This window comes from Paenibacillus arenilitoris, assembly GCF_014705655.1.
GTDB lineage: Bacteria > Bacillota > Bacilli > Paenibacillales > Paenibacillaceae > Pristimantibacillus > Pristimantibacillus arenilitoris.
This window is the reverse complement of the sequence record NZ_JACXIY010000058.1, coordinates 1-15690: the sequence shown is the minus strand read 5'-3', so window position 1 is coordinate 15690 and position 15690 is coordinate 1. Positions and strand designations below refer to the sequence as shown.

Below are 15690 nucleotides of genomic sequence, written 5' to 3'. Positions count from 1 at the left end.
TCTAATATGTTACCGCTTTCGATAGAAAAATCAATGTTATTTTATAATCATTACAAATAATATTTTTCGCCAAAATCGAGAAGGTCGTCGAATGATGCGGAATTGCGGCAGGGATAGTGCTATGATAGGGGTAAATGATAGAGCTCAGGCTCTTGTTATACGCGGCTGAGAGGTTAGGAGGTTTTCAACTTGAGTACCGGGCTTCAATGCGCATGGTCATACAGCGGGATCGTCAACTGCGCGATGCAGCAAAACCATGTGCCCGTCATTAAAAATATCGTGCTGACGAACGCGTCGGACGAGGATATTCGCGACATTACCGTCAGGCTGAACGCCGAGCCGGATTTCGCATACGAGTGGACGAAACGAATCGACGCGCTGCCCGCCGGTCAGGCTGTCGATCTCGGCGCCGTTCCGCTGCGGCTGTCGACCGCCTATTTGGGCGGATTGTCGGAGCGGGTGTCGGGTCTGCTTACGCTGACCGCCGAGAAGGACGGGACCGCCCTGCTCACGGTCCGGGAGCCGATCGCGCTCCTGGCCTTCGACGAGTGGGGCGGGCTGGCGGCGCTGCCGGAGATGGCGGCGGCTTTCGTCGCGCCCAACCACCCGCAGGTGCTGCAGCTTGTCCGCGAGGCGGCGGACCTGCTCGGCAAGTGGGGCGGCTCCCCGACGTTCAGCGGCTATCAGAGCAAGGACCCGAACCGGGTGCGGCTGCAGGCGGCAGCGATCTATAGCGTCATTCAAAGCAAGCAGGTCACGTATTGCGTGGCGCCGCCGAGCTTCGAGCAGATGGGCCAGCGGGTTCGGCTGCCGGACGCGGTGCTCGCGCACCGGATGGGCAATTGCTTCGATCTGTCGCTGCTCTATGCGGCCTGCCTCGAAGCGGTCGGCCTGCATCCGCTGCTTATTTTTACGGAAGGGCATGCGTTTCCCGGCGTTTGGCTCGTCGAAGAGACGTTCTCCGAGAGCGTGCAGGACGATATTACCTTGCTGACCAAGCGTGTCGCGCCCGGCATTAACGAGATCTGCCTGGTCGAAGCGACTTGCATGAACGAGGGGCAGACGGCCCGGTTCGACGACGCGGCCGAGCGGGCGAATTCGCACCTGCTCGATCCGGACAAGTTCGACTGCGTCGTCGATGTCCGGCGGGCGCGCTCCGGCGGCATCCGTCCGCTCCCGCTCCGCACGGAGAAAGCCGGCGTCTGGTGCATCGAAGAGGAGCCGCCCGCACCTTCCGCCGGCGCGCAGTCGATTCCGCCGCAGCTCGTGGATATTTTGGAGAAGCCGCAGGAGGTCGATGCCGTCCCGATGAGCAGGCAGCGGCAGTGGGAGCGGCGGCTGCTCGATTTGTCGCTTCGCAACACGCTCATCAATTTCCGTTTGTCGAAGTCGAGCGTGCCGATCATGACGACGCAGCTCGGCGAGCTGGAGGACGGGCTTGCGGAACGCGACGAATACCAGCTGCTGGCAAAACCGGGCGACTGGCAGGACGACGTTCGCAGCGTCAGCTTGTACCAAAGCATCCGCAGCAACCATCCGATCGAGCAGCTGCTGCGCGACGAATTCGGCCGCAAGCGGCTCCGGGCGGAGTTGAACGAAGCCGACCTGGAGCGGCGGATGGTCCACCTGTACCGGTCGGCTCGCCTCTCCTTGGAGGAGAACGGCGCGAACACGCTGTATCTCGCGCTCGGCTTGCTCAAGTGGTACGAATCCCCGGCGAGCGAGCTGCCGAGGTACGCGCCGCTGGTGCTTATACCGGTTCAAATTATGAAGAAGGTATCCAAAAGCGGATACACGATCCGCGGGCGCGACGAAGAGCCGCAAATGAACATTACGCTGCTGGAGATGCTGCGGCAGGATTACGGCATTGCGATCGGCGGCCTCGATGCGCTGCCGCGCGACGAGAAGGGCATCGACCTGAAGCAAATCTTCCATGTCATCCGCCATGCCTTGATGCAGGTACCGCGCTGGGAGGTCGAGGAAGCCGCGTATTTGGGCTTGTTCTCGTTCGGGCAATTCGTCATGTGGAACGACCTTCGCACGCGCGCGGGCGAGCTGGCCGGGAACAAAATCGTCGCCAGCCTGATGGAGGGGCGGCTGCAATGGCGGCAGGAGGAGACGGCGGCGGTCGCGCTGCCGCTTGACGGGCAGCATCCCGGCGAGCAGCTGCTGCCGATCAGCGCGGACTCCTCGCAGCAATCCGCCATCCGGGCGGCTGCGGCGGGACAAAGCTTCGTGCTGCACGGGCCTCCCGGCACGGGCAAATCGCAGACGATCACGAACATGATCGCCAGCGCCCTGGCCGGCGGCAAGCGAGTGTTGTTCGTCGCGGAGAAGATGGCCGCGCTGTCGGTCGTGCAGAAGAGGCTCGAAGCGATCGGTCTCGGCGCGTTCTGCCTGGAACTGCATTCGAACAAAAGCACGAAGCGGGCCGTCTTGGATCAGCTGCAGGCCGCGATCGACGCGCCGCGCATGCAGCCGCCGGAGGAATGGAAGGCGCAGGCGGACCGGCTGGCCGGCCTGCGCGGCGAGCTGAACGGCTATTCGGAGGCGCTTCATCGCAAGCATCCGTTCGGCTTCTCGTTATTCGAAGCGGCGGCCGGCTATGAGCGGGCGGGCGAGGGGCCGGGATCGGAGGCCGTCTTGTTCGACGATGCCGCCGTGGCGGAGCTTACGCCCGAGAAGGTAACGGCGTGGCGGGATCTCGCCTCCCAAATCAAAGCCGCGAGCGAGCAGTGCGGATCTCCCGCCGGCCATGCGTGGGCGGATGCCCGCGTCTCCGCCTATACGCAGAGCATGAAGAATGAAATCGAGCAAGCTTTGAAGGGTTTCCTGGCGAAGGCGGCAGGTGCTGAGGAAGCGATGCGCGAGGCTATGTCGCTGCTGCAGCTGTCCGAGTCGCCGCTCGGTCTCGAGATGACGCGCGCGCTTGCCCGGCTGTGCGGGCTGATGGCGGATATGCCGGACGTGAAGCCGGCGCTGCTGCAAGCCGGCGGCATGGAGCAAGCGGCCGAAGAGCTGCGGAAGGTCGCGGAGCAGGGCGAGCGAAGAGAGCGAAGCCGAGCTGCGGCTTTGCGTTTTTTCTCGCCCGAGGCTTTGCGGTTTGATGCGCAGGCGGCGCAGTCGGAATGGACGAAGGCCGAGCTGAAGTGGTTTTTGCCGAGGCTGATCGGGCAGAACCGGATTGTGAAGGTGCTGCGGACGATGGCTGCGCCCGGCGCGCAAATCGTGAAGGAGCAGGCGAAGGATCTTCTGTCGCTGCTATTGCAGTGGCAGGAGGAAGAGAAGAAGCTGCTGGCCATGGGCGAGACCGCGGAGCGTTATTTAGGCGGCTCGCTCTGGAACGACGGGCAGGGCGATTGGCAGGGGACGGCGGCGGCCGCCGACTGGGCGGTGGAGGCGCAGGCCCTCCTGCTGGCCTGGCACGAAGGCGACGCGGCGGAAGCGCTGCGGGCAAGGGAGCGAATAGGGACGCAGCTTGGCGGCGGCCGGAGCGCGTTTCTGGCGCGCGGCTTGGCGTTGCGCGAAGCGGCCGGGCTTCACGGCAAAGCGGCCGCTCATCTCGAGCTGCTGGGGCGGCTGCTCCGGCTCGATGAAGCGGGATTGGCCGTGGCCGCCGGCCGGACGAGCTGGTACGGCTTCATGCGGCAGAAGGCCGGCCGCTGGGAAGCCGCCCTGCCCGGGCTGCGCGACTGGTGCGCATGGCGGCGCGTGCGGGAGCAGGCGGAGGAAGCGGGGCTTGCGCCGCTGCTCGTTGCGCATGAGGAGGGCCGAATCGCAAGCGGCGAGCTCATTCGGGCGTTCGAGCGCGGCTTGTACAAAGCCTGCGCCAATTATATTTTCGACCGTGACGACCGGTTGGGCCAGTTCTCCGGCAATTTGTTCGAGGAGAAGCTGAGCCGGTTTCGCGAGACGGACCGCCGCTTCGAGCGGCTCACCCGGCTGGAGATCGCCGCCCGGCTGTCGGCCAAGGTGCCGCAAATGTCGCAAGAGGCGGCGCAAAGCTCGGAGGCGGGCATCCTGCAGCGGGCGATTCGAAGCGGCGGAAGGTCGTTGTCGATCCGCCGGCTGTTCGAGCAGATCCCGAACCTGCTGCCGAGGCTGGCGCCTTGCATGCTGATGAGCCCGATATCCGTCGCGCAATATTTGGATCCGGGCAGCCCGAAGTTCGACCTCGTCATCTTCGACGAAGCTTCGCAGGTGCCGACGGCGCAAGCGGTCGGAGCGCTTGCGCGAGGACATCAAGCGGTCATCGTGGGCGATCCGAAGCAGCTGCCGCCGACGAGCTTTTTCTCGAAGACGAAGGAGGAAGCGGACGAGGAGAACGAAGTGTCCGAGGATATGGAGAGCATATTGGACGATTGCCTGGCACTCGGCATGTACGAGAGGCATCTGACCTGGCATTACCGGAGCCGGCACGAGAGCCTCATCGCCTTCAGCAACGCGCATTATTACGATAACAAGCTGATGACGTTCCCTTCGCCCGACGAACCCGTGTCCAGCGTCTCGCTTCGGCCGGTGGAAGGCTACTACGACCGTGGCCGCACGAAGCATAACCGGGCGGAGGGCGACGCGATCGTGGCCGAGATCGTCAGGCGCTTGAAGGATGCGGCGCTTCGGCGGTTCAGCATCGGCGTCGTTACCTTCAGCTCGGTCCAGCAGACGCTGATCGAGGATTTGCTGGACGAAGCGCTCCGGAAGGAGCCGGAGCTGGAGCTGCTGCTGGCAGAGCTGCCCGAGCCGGTATTCGTCAAAAATTTGGAAAATGTGCAGGGCGACGAACGGGACATCATTTTGTTCTCGATCGGCTACGGCCCGGATCTGGCGGGCAAGGTCAGCCTCAACTTCGGCCCGCTGAACCGCCAAGGCGGCTGGCGCCGCCTGAACGTCGCGGTCTCGCGTGCGAGAAGCGAAATGATCGTGTTCTCCACGCTGCGCGCGCATCAGCTGAGCGGCAGCCGGACGAGCGCCGAAGGCGTCCTTGGGCTGAAGGCGTTTCTGGAATTCGCGGAGAAAGGGAAGCAAGGGCTGCCGGTTGCGGAGACGGCCAAGCAGGCCGATAGCGTGACGGAGCTGCACCGGAGCTTGGCGGACGAATTGGCGCGGCGCGGCTGCCGGACGGACCTCTATGTCGGCGCGTCGGGCTATCGTATCGATGCGGGCGTACTCGATCCGGACAATCCGGGGCGGTATTTGCTGGGTCTCCTATTGGACGGGCCGATGTACAAAAGCGCCAATACGGCGCGGGACCGCGATATTTTGCGCATACAGGTGCTGGAGCAGCTCGGCTGGCGCTTGCACCGGATTTGGTTGCCGGATTGGTGGGAGAACCGGGAGGCGGAGCTTCGCAAGATCGAAGAGGCGGTTGCGCGGGCGAAGGAAGAGGCCGTGGAGGCGCAAGCGGATGCGGGAGCTGGAGCGGATTCAAGAGCGGGTGCTGATGAAGAAGCAGGAGTAGAAGCAGAAGCAGAAGTAGAAGCAGAAGTAGAAGCAGAAGCAGAAGCAGAAGCAGGAGTAGGTGCAGAAGCAGAGGCAGAAGCAGGAGTAGGCGCAGAAGCAGAGGCAGAGGCAGGAGTAGATGCAGAAGCAAGAACAGATGTAGAAGCGGCAGCAAGAGAAAGAGCAGAGGCAGGAGCAAAATCAGAAGCAGCAACGGCAACAGGCACGAAAGCGGGAGCGACGGCGGAAGGAGCTCATGAATTGGAAAAGGCGTCTCCGACCGATCCGTCTGCGATTGCTTTTGCGGCGGTGCACGCAGAACGGTCTCAACCGGGGGCGTTCGCCGCACCGCCGGAAGGCGCCGACGTATACAAGGTAACCGAGCTGGAGGCTGTCCCGTACGGTACGGACGCTTTTTATCAGATGGGGTATACGCCGCTTATTCTGGAACAGATCAAGAAGGTCATCCGCGAGGAAGGGCCGATCAGCCGGGCGCTTCTGGCAAAGCGGGTGCTGCAGGCTTGGAGCATATCGCGAATGGGCGCGCGGCTGGACCGCCGCTTCGACGAACTGCTGTCCAAGCTGGACGCGACGCGGACCGAGACGGACGGCACGGCGTTCCTCTGGCCGGAAGGGGAGGAGCCGTCCCGCTACGCGAAGTTCCGGCTGTCGGCGGATGATTCGCAGCGGCGTACCGCGGAGGAGCTGCCCGGCGAAGAGACGGCGAATGCGGCGAAGGCCGTGCTCGCCGCCCAGATTAGCCTGCCGGAGCCCGATCTGGCGAAGCAGGTGCTCAAGCTGCTTGGTTATTCCCGCTCTGGCGCGGCGCTTGAGAAGGCGGCGAGAAACGGCATCGCCCGCGCGATCGAACGCGGGGACGCGGTCAGAAGCGATGACGGACGGATTGTGCTGAAGGACCGGTAGTATTCTCATAAAAGCGAAAAACACTGACCAATGATGTCAGTGTTTTTCTTTTAACTTTTGACCAGATCGTCCCGCACCTGCGCTTGATTGGATTTCATCCAATCAAACACGGCGAATCACGCTCGCTCGAGCGGTTTGATTGGAGTTTCTCCAATCAAATGCCCCGCCAAGGGCTCATTAAAGCCCACTCGCGCACGTTTGACTGGATTTCATCCAACCAAACACGGCGAATCACGCTCGCTCGGGTGGTTTGATTGGAGTTTCTCCAATCAAACGCCCCATCTGGGGCTCATCAAGCTCACTCGCGCACGTTTGACTGGATTTCATCCAATCAAACACGCCGAGTCACGCTCGCTCGAGCGGTTTGATTGGAGTTTCTCCAATCAAACGCCCCGCCAGGGGCTCATCAAGCCCACTCGCGCACGTTTGACTGGATTTCATCCAATCAAACGCCCTGTATGGGGCTCATCAAGCGCACTCGCGTACGTTTGACTGGATTTCATCCAATCAAACATGGCGAATCACGCTCGCTTGAGCGGTTTGATTGGAGTTTCTCCAATCAAATGCCCCGCCAAGGGCTCATTAAAGCCCACTCGCGCACGTTTGACTGGATTTCATCCAATCAAACACGGCGAATCACGCTCGCTCGGGTGGTTTGATTGGAGTTTCTCCAATCAAACGCCTCGTCTGGGGCTCACCGGGCCCCACTTGCGTACGCAAAATGGCCTCAAATCCGCCGAATTCTCCAAATCAGATCTAAAAAGTAGACCTGATTGCCCAAAACTAACCGGAATCCAGCCATCAGGTCTAAAAATTAGACCTGATCGTCCCGCGCCTGCGCAAAATGGCCTCAAATCCGCCGAATTCTCCAAATCAGATCTAAAAAGTAGACCTGATTGCCCAAAACTAACCGGAATCCGGCCATCAGGTCTAAAATTAGACCTGATCGTCCCGCGCCTGCGCAAAATGGCTCCAAATCCGCCGAATTCTCCAAATCAGATCTAAAAAGTAGACCTGATTGCCCAAAACTAACCGGAATCCGGCCATCAGGTCTAAATAGTAGACCTGCTCATCCCGCGAAAGGCATCCCAAGGCTACGTCTCCCCGTACCGGGCCAACGCCTTCGTCGCGGATTCCAGCATCCGCCGCTGCATATGGCCGCCCCTCGCCAGCCGCACCCGTTTGCCAAGGAAGCGGGCTTTCGACAGCAAGTACTCGCACTCGTCGTTCTGGAAGCTGACGCGAATCGTATATTCGTTCCTCTCGGCGTCATAGCGGACCTCCTTCTCGAAGCAGGAGAAGGCGTACAAAATCCGCGACAGCTCCGCGTTGTACTGCCTCACGACGATGACGTCGGCGGTACGCTTCCGATTTTCCATGAGCGACTGGACAGTCGCCAGCAGCTTCGCGTAAGTCTCCTCCGGGCATGGCGCTTGGCGCGCTTCGGCGATCTTCTGCAGCTTCGTGCTCATCAGCGCGCGATGCCGCAAATGATACCAGAGCAAATACCATTCCCGCTTGACCATCGAATATTCGAGCTTGTAAGGGAATGCCGTCTGCTCGCTGTAGCTGCGGCCGTTCTTAATGCCGTAGCTCAGCGTAACCAAGCTCCTGCCCGTTATGGCCTGCCGAAGCGGCCGCAACAGCGCGTGGTACACTTGCTTCTCCTTGCTCGCGGCCTTGTGCAGCAGCAGCCCATCCGTCTGGAGCGCCGGATCGTGTTCCAGCATCGCCGCAAGCCGCGCAAGCGTCCCGGGCGCGAAAGCTTCCGAAGCCGCCGGGTGCCGGAGCATCGTCTTCAGCCAGCTCCTCTCGTGGGCGGTGACCATGAACGTGCCGGAATCCTCCAGCCGGGATAGAATCTGGTAGTTGAAAATTTTCTCAAACGGATTCATAGTACGCTTTGATCTCCTTCCACTCCTCGATCATTTCCTGCCTTAGACCGGGCGGCGCCAGCACCTCGCAGCTCGATCCGAAGCTTCGGATCCATGGCTTGATCTCGGTCGTTCCGTTCACGTCGATCTCGTACAGGAACGAATCGCCGCCCTCCTCGTCCTCCACCGTTCCCCACTGTCCCTGGAGAAGGACGCGCTCCTTCACGAAGTTCGGGATGCCGGGCCCCGGATTAAAAAACCGGATGCGGACTTTGACGGCGCGTCCCGTATCGATCAGCCAGCTGTGCTTCAGTCGCAGTTCCAGCAGCGCGCGGTTTTCCGCGAACCGCTCCTCCGATACGGACTCGCCCTCGTCGATCTGGGTTAGCCCTTCGAGCCGATATTTTTTAATGCCGTGCCGATGATGGTGGCCGAGCAAATACCATCGACCGTATTGATGGTCGTAGACGATTTTGAGCGGGAGCACGGTCTCCTGCTTGCCCTCGGTGTCGCGTTCGAACAGCGGGTTCGTGTTCTTGGACGCGTAGCTTGTCTCCTTCTTCGGCGAGAAGTAGAGGAAGCCGACTGTCTGCCGGGCGCGGATCGCCCCGAGCAAAGCGAACAGATGCGCCTCGTCCAGAATGCGGGAGTAGTAGTGGTATTTGTAGATAAAAGGCTCGATCGAGGGCTCGCCGCCCCGAAGCCGGCTTCTATGCTTTTTCAAGCCGTCTCTCAGCAGGTAGCCCTGCAACGACGGAAGCTGCGTGTTCGCCATGATATCGACGAAATCGTATAAATCGTTCAGCTCGTCCGCCGACAGCTCGCGCGCCAGGTCGTTATGGATACGGTATCGGTAAGGCCGGGGCCCTTCCGTCTTCTTGATGACGCCGACCTGCTCCAAGTACTTCAGGTCCGCGCGGATCGTCTTCTCGTCCGGCAGCGCAAGGGAAGCCGGCAAGGCGCTGCAGCACGCATCCAGCAGCTCCATCGCGGTCAGCGGCTTCTCGTGCAGGGCGGCAAGCAGCAGCGAGAGGCGCTGGCTCTCCGATTCCTTCAGCGATTTGGCTCTGAACAGGAACAGCAGCATCGGGTCGGACGAATCGAGATAATGGTAGCGGATCGTCTCCGCGAACTCTTTGCTTTGCTCCTCCGGCAGCCCCCTCTGCACGGAGCTGACAACCTCTTTCAGCCGCTTGATCGTTTTATCGAACGTATGGACGGAAATGCCGAGCCTGTCGGCGAACTGCTGCCGGCTGTATGCCCCGCTTGTCAGAACGAGCATCCGCAGAAACTGGATTTCCTTATCGAAGCTTTCTTTGGCCATAATCGGAGCCTCCTTCCGGTCCGCGACGGTCTTATCCATCTATCTTAGCAGGAACGAGGCGGATTTGGATCAAAAGGAAAAATTTCCTTCGTCGTAATACTTTCGCCATGTTCGCGCGCATGCAAATAAGCGAAAATAAATCCAAGAAGACGGCGGCAAGCTGAAACGCCGCTGAAGTAAGGAGGTTTTTACGCATGAACTCGGCTATGGAAGCAAATGAAAACATGAAATACCACGGCGCCAATCACCATGAAATCGAGCTTGGCAACGGAAAGCTTCATGTGTTCGCGAACGACGAGGTGTTCGGTACCTTCGAAGCCAAGGTGTATGAAATGGCAAACAACAATCTGCTCATTCCGCGTAACCAATATATGAGCTACACCCCGGACGCGCATGTCGGCATCGGAACGTGCATCGGCACGACCGCGGTCTGGAGCATGAAGGACGGCTGCGTATCGCCGTCGATCGTCGGATCGGACATCGGCTGCGGCATGCGCGTTCATACGACGAGGCTGCATAAGCGCGACATTCAAAACAAAGCGACCCGCCGAGCGCTGATCGCGGCCATCGAGAAATACGTCCCGACGGGTGAGAGGACGAACTCGAACTATGAGGACATCGACGTGATGGAAGTCGTCCGGCATGGCCTGAAGGGACTGCCCGGGAAGTACGTGCCGGATGAGCGCTGGCTGACGCATGTCGAGCAAGCCGAGTTCGCCTACGATCGCACGTACCTGAACGACCTGCCTCCGAAGATCGTGAAGTACGCCCGCGGTCAGCTGGGCACGCTCGGCAGCGGCAACCATTTTATCGAAATTCAGTACTTGGAGATCGAAGCGGAATACGCGGATTTGGCGGCAAAATGGGGCTTGTTCGACGGCCAGGTCGTCGTCATGATCCATTCCGGCTCGCGGGCTTGGGGCGGCATGGTCGGCCGGGAGCATAACAAAACGATCAAAGAGGCGATGAGGCTGTGGGGCGTCTCCAATCCCGACCCGAACCTGATCTATGCGCCGATCGCGAGCCATGAAGGGCAGACCTACTTGAATCTGATGTACTCCGCCCTTAATTTCGCCGTAAGCAACCGGCATATGATCGCGCACGGCGTGCGGGAGGCGTTCAGGGACGTATTCGGTCCGGAGACGGAGCTGCCCGTACTGTATGACCTGATGCATAACTACGCGCTGAAGGAATTCCACCGCGGCCAGCCGATGCTCGTCCACCGCAAAGGTGCGACGAGGGCGCTGCCGCCCGGCCACTTCCTGAACGCGCCGGCTTACAAGGAGACGGGGCATCCCGCCCTGATCCCCGGTTCGATGGGAACGTCCTCCTACATTATGATAGGCAAGGACGAAGGGCTCAAAAACTTTTATTCCATCTGCCACGGCGCCGGCCGGGCCCGCTCGCGCAAAGCGACGAAGGAGCTGGTGACGGTCGACCAATTCGAGCGATCGCTGAAGGTCGGAACCGACGACGAGATTCTCGTCAACCACCGTTCCTTGCAGACGATTCTCGACGAATGCCCGCAGGCGTACAAGGATGTCGACCAGATCATCGACAGCGTCGTCGGCGCTTCCTTGGCGGCCGTCGTCGCCAAATGCAAGCCGATGGCCGCGATCAAAGGCGTCTAACGATCACTTCGCTATTAAAGATAACATCAATAATAGATTTGGGTTCATGCACGGACGGCGTACCTTGGCCGGGATGTCGATCCATCCCGCAGTGCCCCCGCATTCTATGCGAGCGGGTATGCTGTACCGGCCGCTCCGGCATGGGCTCCGCCAAATAAAAGGGTTCGACTCCCTTGGTATCGCCTCATAAGCGGATACTCAGTGGTTGTATTTTGACAATCTCCCTCCAGGAGAGAAGAGAAACAAGCTTCGGCCTTAAAGCAGGAATGCCGCGAGCTTGCCTATGGCAAGCTTACTGCGGCGATACCCATGCAATCGGCGGATACCGATTGGAGCGCGTTCGCCTCTGCCGGCCTCGACGTTACTCGCCGGGACCGGGCTGCAACCAAGCCCGCGTCCGGTCAGCAACATCGGCGCCGTCACGCGAGCGCGGCTCTTCTCTTAAGCCCGATTCCGGCCGGGCCGCAGGCGCATTCCTGCCGCGAAGGCTACCCTAACGACAAAGAGGTGTATACCGATGTTCAAAAAAATAATCGTAAAAATCGGCGAGCGCGGCTTGCTGTTCAAAAAAGGAAGCTACGTCCGGCATCTGCAGCCCGGCGTTTACAGGCTGAACCCGTTCTCGGGCGATACCATCATCGTGCTGAACGCCGCGAAGCGGTTTTCCGTTCCGGATAAAGAGCAGAGCCTGTTTATGCACGATGCGAAGCTGCTCGAGGAGCTGACGGTCGCGGACGTGCAGGATTACGAAGTCGCGCTGCATTTTGAAGACGGCAAGTTCGCGTCGCTGCTGACGGCGGGGACGCATGCTTTCTGGAACGTCATGAAGCGGCATACGTTCTTGCGCGCGGATATCCGCAGGCCGGAAGTTCCGGAGGAGATTGACCGCGCTCTTTTGCCCAAGCTGCAGGGCTATATCCAGACGATCGAGGTCGCAAGTCACGAAGCGGGCGTCCTGTTCTACAATAACGTGCGGCAGCGGGAGCTCCGTCCGGGCAAATACTATTTCTGGAAAGGCCCGGTCGCCGTTCAGGTCAGGACGATCGATTTGCGTCAGCAGCAGCTCGACATGACCGGACAGGAGATCATGACGGAGGACAAAGTGACGCTTCGGCTCAACTTCGTCTGTCAGTACCGAATCTCCGATCCGCTCAAAGCGCTCGAGATCAAGTCGTTCGAGGAACAGATGTATATTTTGCTGCAGCTCGTCCTACGCGAATACGTCGGCACGCTTAAACTGGACGACCTGCTGCGCATGAAGCGGGAGATCGCGTTGTTCGTCCTCTCCCGATTGAACGAGCAAAGCGAACGCTACGGCGTAAACTTCCTGTCGGCGGGCTTGAAGGACATTATCCTGCCGGGCGACATTAAGGACATCATGAATACGGTGCTGCTGGCGGAGAAGAAGGCGCAGGCGAATCTCATCACCCGCCGCGAGGAGACGGCGTCGACCCGCAGCCTGCTGAACACCGCGAAGCTCATGGACGAGAACGGCACGCTATACCGCCTGAAAGAGCTGGAATTTCTCGAGAAAATTTGCGAGAAGATCGGTACGATTTCCCTCACCGGCGGCGGTAATCTGCTGGAGCAGCTGAACTCGCTTCTCGGCGCCCGAACGGCGGACAAAGCATGAGCGCATACGGTTAAACCTCGGGATCTTGTCCGGATCCCGGGGTTTTTTGCTATAATAAGTGTTTGATTCCAAGTCTAAAGTGCGTTTATACTGTCACAAAGGCAATCTAGAATGAGCATCAAGGAGAGAAGCATGAAAACGAAAAAAGAGATTATTCCGGATAAATATTGGCCGCAGCTTTCGTACCCGCTGTCCTTGGCGGATGCGTTGGAGACATTGACGAAGCAGCAGTTGACGTACATCCGCATCAATTTGGACATCGGCAACCTGAGCTCGCTTAATAAGCAAGGTCTGATCCTGAAGCTCGCGGAGAAAATTCCGGACAATCTTTGGGTGACGGCCCGATTATGGGATCTTGAGCGGTCGAAGCTCGTTCAAAAAATAGCAAAAAACGACGGGTTATGGGAGAAGCCGCTTCTGGGATTCCAGCAATATGCCTATTTCCGCGAACGCGGCATCTTGTTCCCCGGCGTAGTGGACGGCAAGAGAGTCGTCATAATGCCGGACGAGCTGGTGCAGCTATTTAAAGCCGGGGAATTTTTTAAAGAGCAGACTCTCGTCGCCCGCAATACGGAATGGATCAAGCTTACCCACGGCTTGTTGTACGGTTATGGCACGCTGCGGACGGATGAGCTTCAGCGTTACGTTCTTTCCTATGCGGACCATAAGCTTGCCCCCCTTGATATGATGAATATTTTTTTCGATGCATCCGTCTACTACGAGCGGTTCTTCATTGAACAGAACGGAAGGCTGTCGGACTACAGGGTCGTCGATTCGGAACAAATCGTGCGCGAGCGGGAGTCGCGGCCGGAACTGGAATTTTATCCGTTTAAGAAGCATGAGCTGCTCAAAATGGACGACGCGGAATACGTTGAACGGAACACGCCGTTTTTGAACCTGGTTCGTTACGTGATGGAGAATTACGATATGGACCGCGATGAGGCGGAGCTGTTGGCCGGAGAATGCGCCGACGCGACCAAAAACGGGGATTCACTTGCTTCTATTATAGAAATGGCGAATGATTTCATTGATATGCCGGATTTGGAAACCGTGGCGGAAGTAACGAATTTGCTGGTGCCGCTCATGAACCATACGAGGCAGTGGGCGATTAAGGGTCACGCGCCTATGGAGCTTTCTGCCAAGCGTGCAAGCGTCGGCATGGCGCTGAGTGCCGCGCCGGGTCAAGCGGCCAAGGCGGAGGTGTTCGATTTTCAGACGAAGAAGTAGATCGGACGCAACGAGCCTTGTCCTTGCGGCAGCGGCAAAAAATATAAAAAATGCTGCGGTTAATTAGCGGCGCATAGAAGGAGAGGCGGGCGGAATGAGACGGAACAGTCAAGGCTTATATCTGAGGAGCGTTCAGCTGCTGCGCGATGCTGTGCCCTCCTTCGACGTGTATCCTTTTCATCTCAAGGCGATCCGGGAGCTGGACATGCTGGAGCTCCACCCCAAAGTCACGTACATCGTAGGCGAGAACGGAATGGGAAAGTCGACCTTGATGGAGGCGATCGCCGTCGCGTTCGGCTTTAATCCGGAGGGCGGCACGATCAATTTCAGTTTTTCGACGGAAGAGACGCATTCCGAGCTGCACCGGTATTTGCGCCTCGCGCGCAGCACGGTCAAGCCGCGGGACGGCTTTTTCTTCCGGGCTGAAAGCTATTACAATCTGGCCACCAACATCGACGCGATGGATCGGGAGCCCGGTCCGGGACCGCGCATCATCGATTCCTACGGCGGAAAGTCGCTGCATCAGCAGTCGCACGGGGAATCGTTTTTTGCGGCGTTTTTGCATCGTTTCAGGGGGAATGGCCTGTATGTGATGGACGAGCCGGAAGCGGCGCTGTCCCCTTTTCGCCAAATGGCGATGCTGGCCCGGATGAATCAGCTCGTCCGGAGGAACTCCCAGTTTATTATTTCGACGCATTCGCCGATTCTGATGGCTTACCCGGACGCGCTTGTTTATCGGTTGACCCCGGACGGGATCGAGCGAACGACATTGGAAGAAACCGATCACTACATATTGATGAAGCAGTTCGTGAATAACAGGGAACGCATGATCAACGAGCTGTTTATGGATGAGGAAGAGGAGAAATGAGCCATGTCGCAAGAGATTGAACGCAAGTTTTTGTTGGCGGAAGAGCCTGCGATCCTAATCGGGAAGCAGGGACTGAAGGTGCTGTCGGAGCAGCGGATCGAGCAGACGTATTTGGCGATCGACGAATCCCAGGAAATTCGCGTTCGGCGAATCGTCGATCTGGCGGGCGGCGGGGTAACCTATACGCATACGTTCAAGCTTGGCAACGGTTTGTCGCGCGAGGAAGTGGAATATTCGATATCGGAGGGAATTTACGGGCAGCTGACGCAAGCGTTCGGTTACGTGCCGCTGACCAAAAACCGGATTACGGCCGAGTGGGAAAGCAAAATTGTCGAAATCGATGTTTACGACCAAATCAAGCTCGCCGTCCTGGAAGTGGAGTTCGAGTCGGAAGAAGCGGCGAACAATTTTGCCGCCCCGGATTGGTTCGGTCGGGATATTAGCTTGGAGAGGCAGTACAGCAACAAAAAAGTATGGCGGGAGCTGCAAGCGAAATAGTCGCTTTTTTATAAATGCGAAAAAATATTGCATAAACGCTTGACCTCATGGGCGGAGGCATGGTATATTCTAATTCCGGCCGAGAGAAACAAGCGGACGGCGAAGCAAAAGATTGTTCTTTGAAAACTGAACAACGAGTGAAACTGCCCCGTTAATCCGCATGGATTAATGGAAAAGCGATAAAAGAATGAGTCATCAAACACCAACATGGAGAGTTTGATCCTGGCTCAGGACGAACGCTGGCGGCGTGCCTAATACATGCAAGTCGAGCG

9 protein-coding genes and 1 rRNA gene are annotated in these 15690 nt (G+C 58.8%); 8 read left to right on the top strand and 2 right to left on the bottom strand.

The genetic code is table 11. From position 1 onward, the window contains the following. The first annotated feature begins 189 nt into the window (after positions 1 to 189). Positions 190 to 6363, top strand: a complete 6174-nt coding sequence (locus IDH41_RS29740) for a DUF3320 domain-containing protein (RefSeq protein ID WP_190867734.1) — start codon at positions 190 to 192, stop codon at positions 6361 to 6363. Between the two features lie 1094 nt (positions 6364 to 7457). On the opposite strand, the gene IDH41_RS29735 is transcribed toward IDH41_RS29740, so the two are convergent. Both IDH41_RS29735 and IDH41_RS29730 read right to left on the bottom strand, forming a co-directional pair. Further along, a complete protein-coding gene (locus IDH41_RS29735; protein ID WP_190867733.1) occupies positions 7458 to 8258 on the bottom strand; it encodes a WYL domain-containing protein in 801 nt (266 codons plus the stop codon). Beyond that, positions 8245 to 9561 carry a helix-turn-helix transcriptional regulator gene (locus tag IDH41_RS29730; RefSeq protein WP_190867731.1) on the bottom strand — a complete coding sequence of 439 codons (1317 nt, stop codon included), beginning with the start codon at positions 9559 to 9561 and terminating at the stop codon, positions 8245 to 8247. The genes IDH41_RS29735 and IDH41_RS29730 overlap by 14 nt, the downstream gene beginning before the upstream one ends. 194 nt (positions 9562 to 9755) lie before the next feature. Between IDH41_RS29730 and IDH41_RS29725 the strand changes: the two genes are divergently transcribed. The 7 genes from IDH41_RS29725 to IDH41_RS29695 form a co-directional block, all read left to right on the top strand. Next, positions 9756 to 11192 carry an RtcB family protein gene (locus tag IDH41_RS29725; RefSeq protein ID WP_223830181.1) on the top strand — a complete coding sequence of 479 codons (1437 nt, stop codon included), beginning with the start codon at positions 9756 to 9758 and terminating at the stop codon, positions 11190 to 11192. Between the two features lie 517 nt (positions 11193 to 11709). Further along, positions 11710 to 12825: a slipin family protein gene (locus IDH41_RS29720; RefSeq protein ID WP_190867729.1), complete on the top strand. Its 1116-nt coding sequence runs from the start codon at positions 11710 to 11712 to the stop codon at positions 12823 to 12825. A 132-nt stretch (positions 12826 to 12957) separates the two neighbouring features. Then, the gene (locus IDH41_RS29715) at positions 12958 to 14052 is read left to right on the top strand and encodes a hypothetical protein (protein WP_190867754.1); all 1095 of its coding nucleotides are present in this window, start codon (positions 12958 to 12960) and stop codon (positions 14050 to 14052) included. Then, positions 14053 to 14115, top strand: a complete 63-nt coding sequence (locus tag IDH41_RS32250; RefSeq protein ID WP_397328800.1) for an SEC-C metal-binding domain-containing protein — start codon at positions 14053 to 14055, stop codon at positions 14113 to 14115. Between the two features lie 31 nt (positions 14116 to 14146). Continuing rightward, complete coding sequence (locus IDH41_RS29705) at positions 14147 to 14920, top strand: AAA family ATPase (RefSeq protein ID WP_190867727.1); 774 nt, start codon at positions 14147 to 14149, stop codon at positions 14918 to 14920. Positions 14921 to 14923: 3 nt separating this feature from the next. Next, entirely contained in the window at positions 14924 to 15418 is a 495-nt protein-coding gene (locus tag IDH41_RS29700) for a CYTH domain-containing protein (protein ID WP_190867725.1), read from the top strand. Between the two features lie 204 nt (positions 15419 to 15622). Next, positions 15623 to 15690 (top strand): 16S ribosomal RNA (locus IDH41_RS29695); the annotation flags it as partial.

What these genes read in the sequence shown, in the direction of transcription:
- IDH41_RS29735 (WP_190867733.1), bottom strand. Translation starts at nt 8,258, where the DNA reads ATGAATCCGTTTGAGAAAATTTTCAACTACCAGATTCTATCCCGGCTG.
- IDH41_RS29715 (WP_190867754.1), top strand. Translation starts at nt 12,958, where the DNA reads ATGAAAACGAAAAAAGAGATTATTCCGGATAAATATTGGCCGCAGCTT.
- IDH41_RS29700 (WP_190867725.1), top strand. Translation starts at nt 14,924, where the DNA reads ATGTCGCAAGAGATTGAACGCAAGTTTTTGTTGGCGGAAGAGCCTGCG.
- IDH41_RS29725 (WP_223830181.1), top strand. Translation starts at nt 9,756, where the DNA reads ATGAACTCGGCTATGGAAGCAAATGAAAACATGAAATACCACGGCGCC.
- IDH41_RS29730 (WP_190867731.1), bottom strand. Translation starts at nt 9,561, where the DNA reads ATGGCCAAAGAAAGCTTCGATAAGGAAATCCAGTTTCTGCGGATGCTC.
- IDH41_RS29705 (WP_190867727.1), top strand. Translation starts at nt 14,147, where the DNA reads ATGAGACGGAACAGTCAAGGCTTATATCTGAGGAGCGTTCAGCTGCTG.
- IDH41_RS29720 (WP_190867729.1), top strand. Translation starts at nt 11,710, where the DNA reads ATGTTCAAAAAAATAATCGTAAAAATCGGCGAGCGCGGCTTGCTGTTC.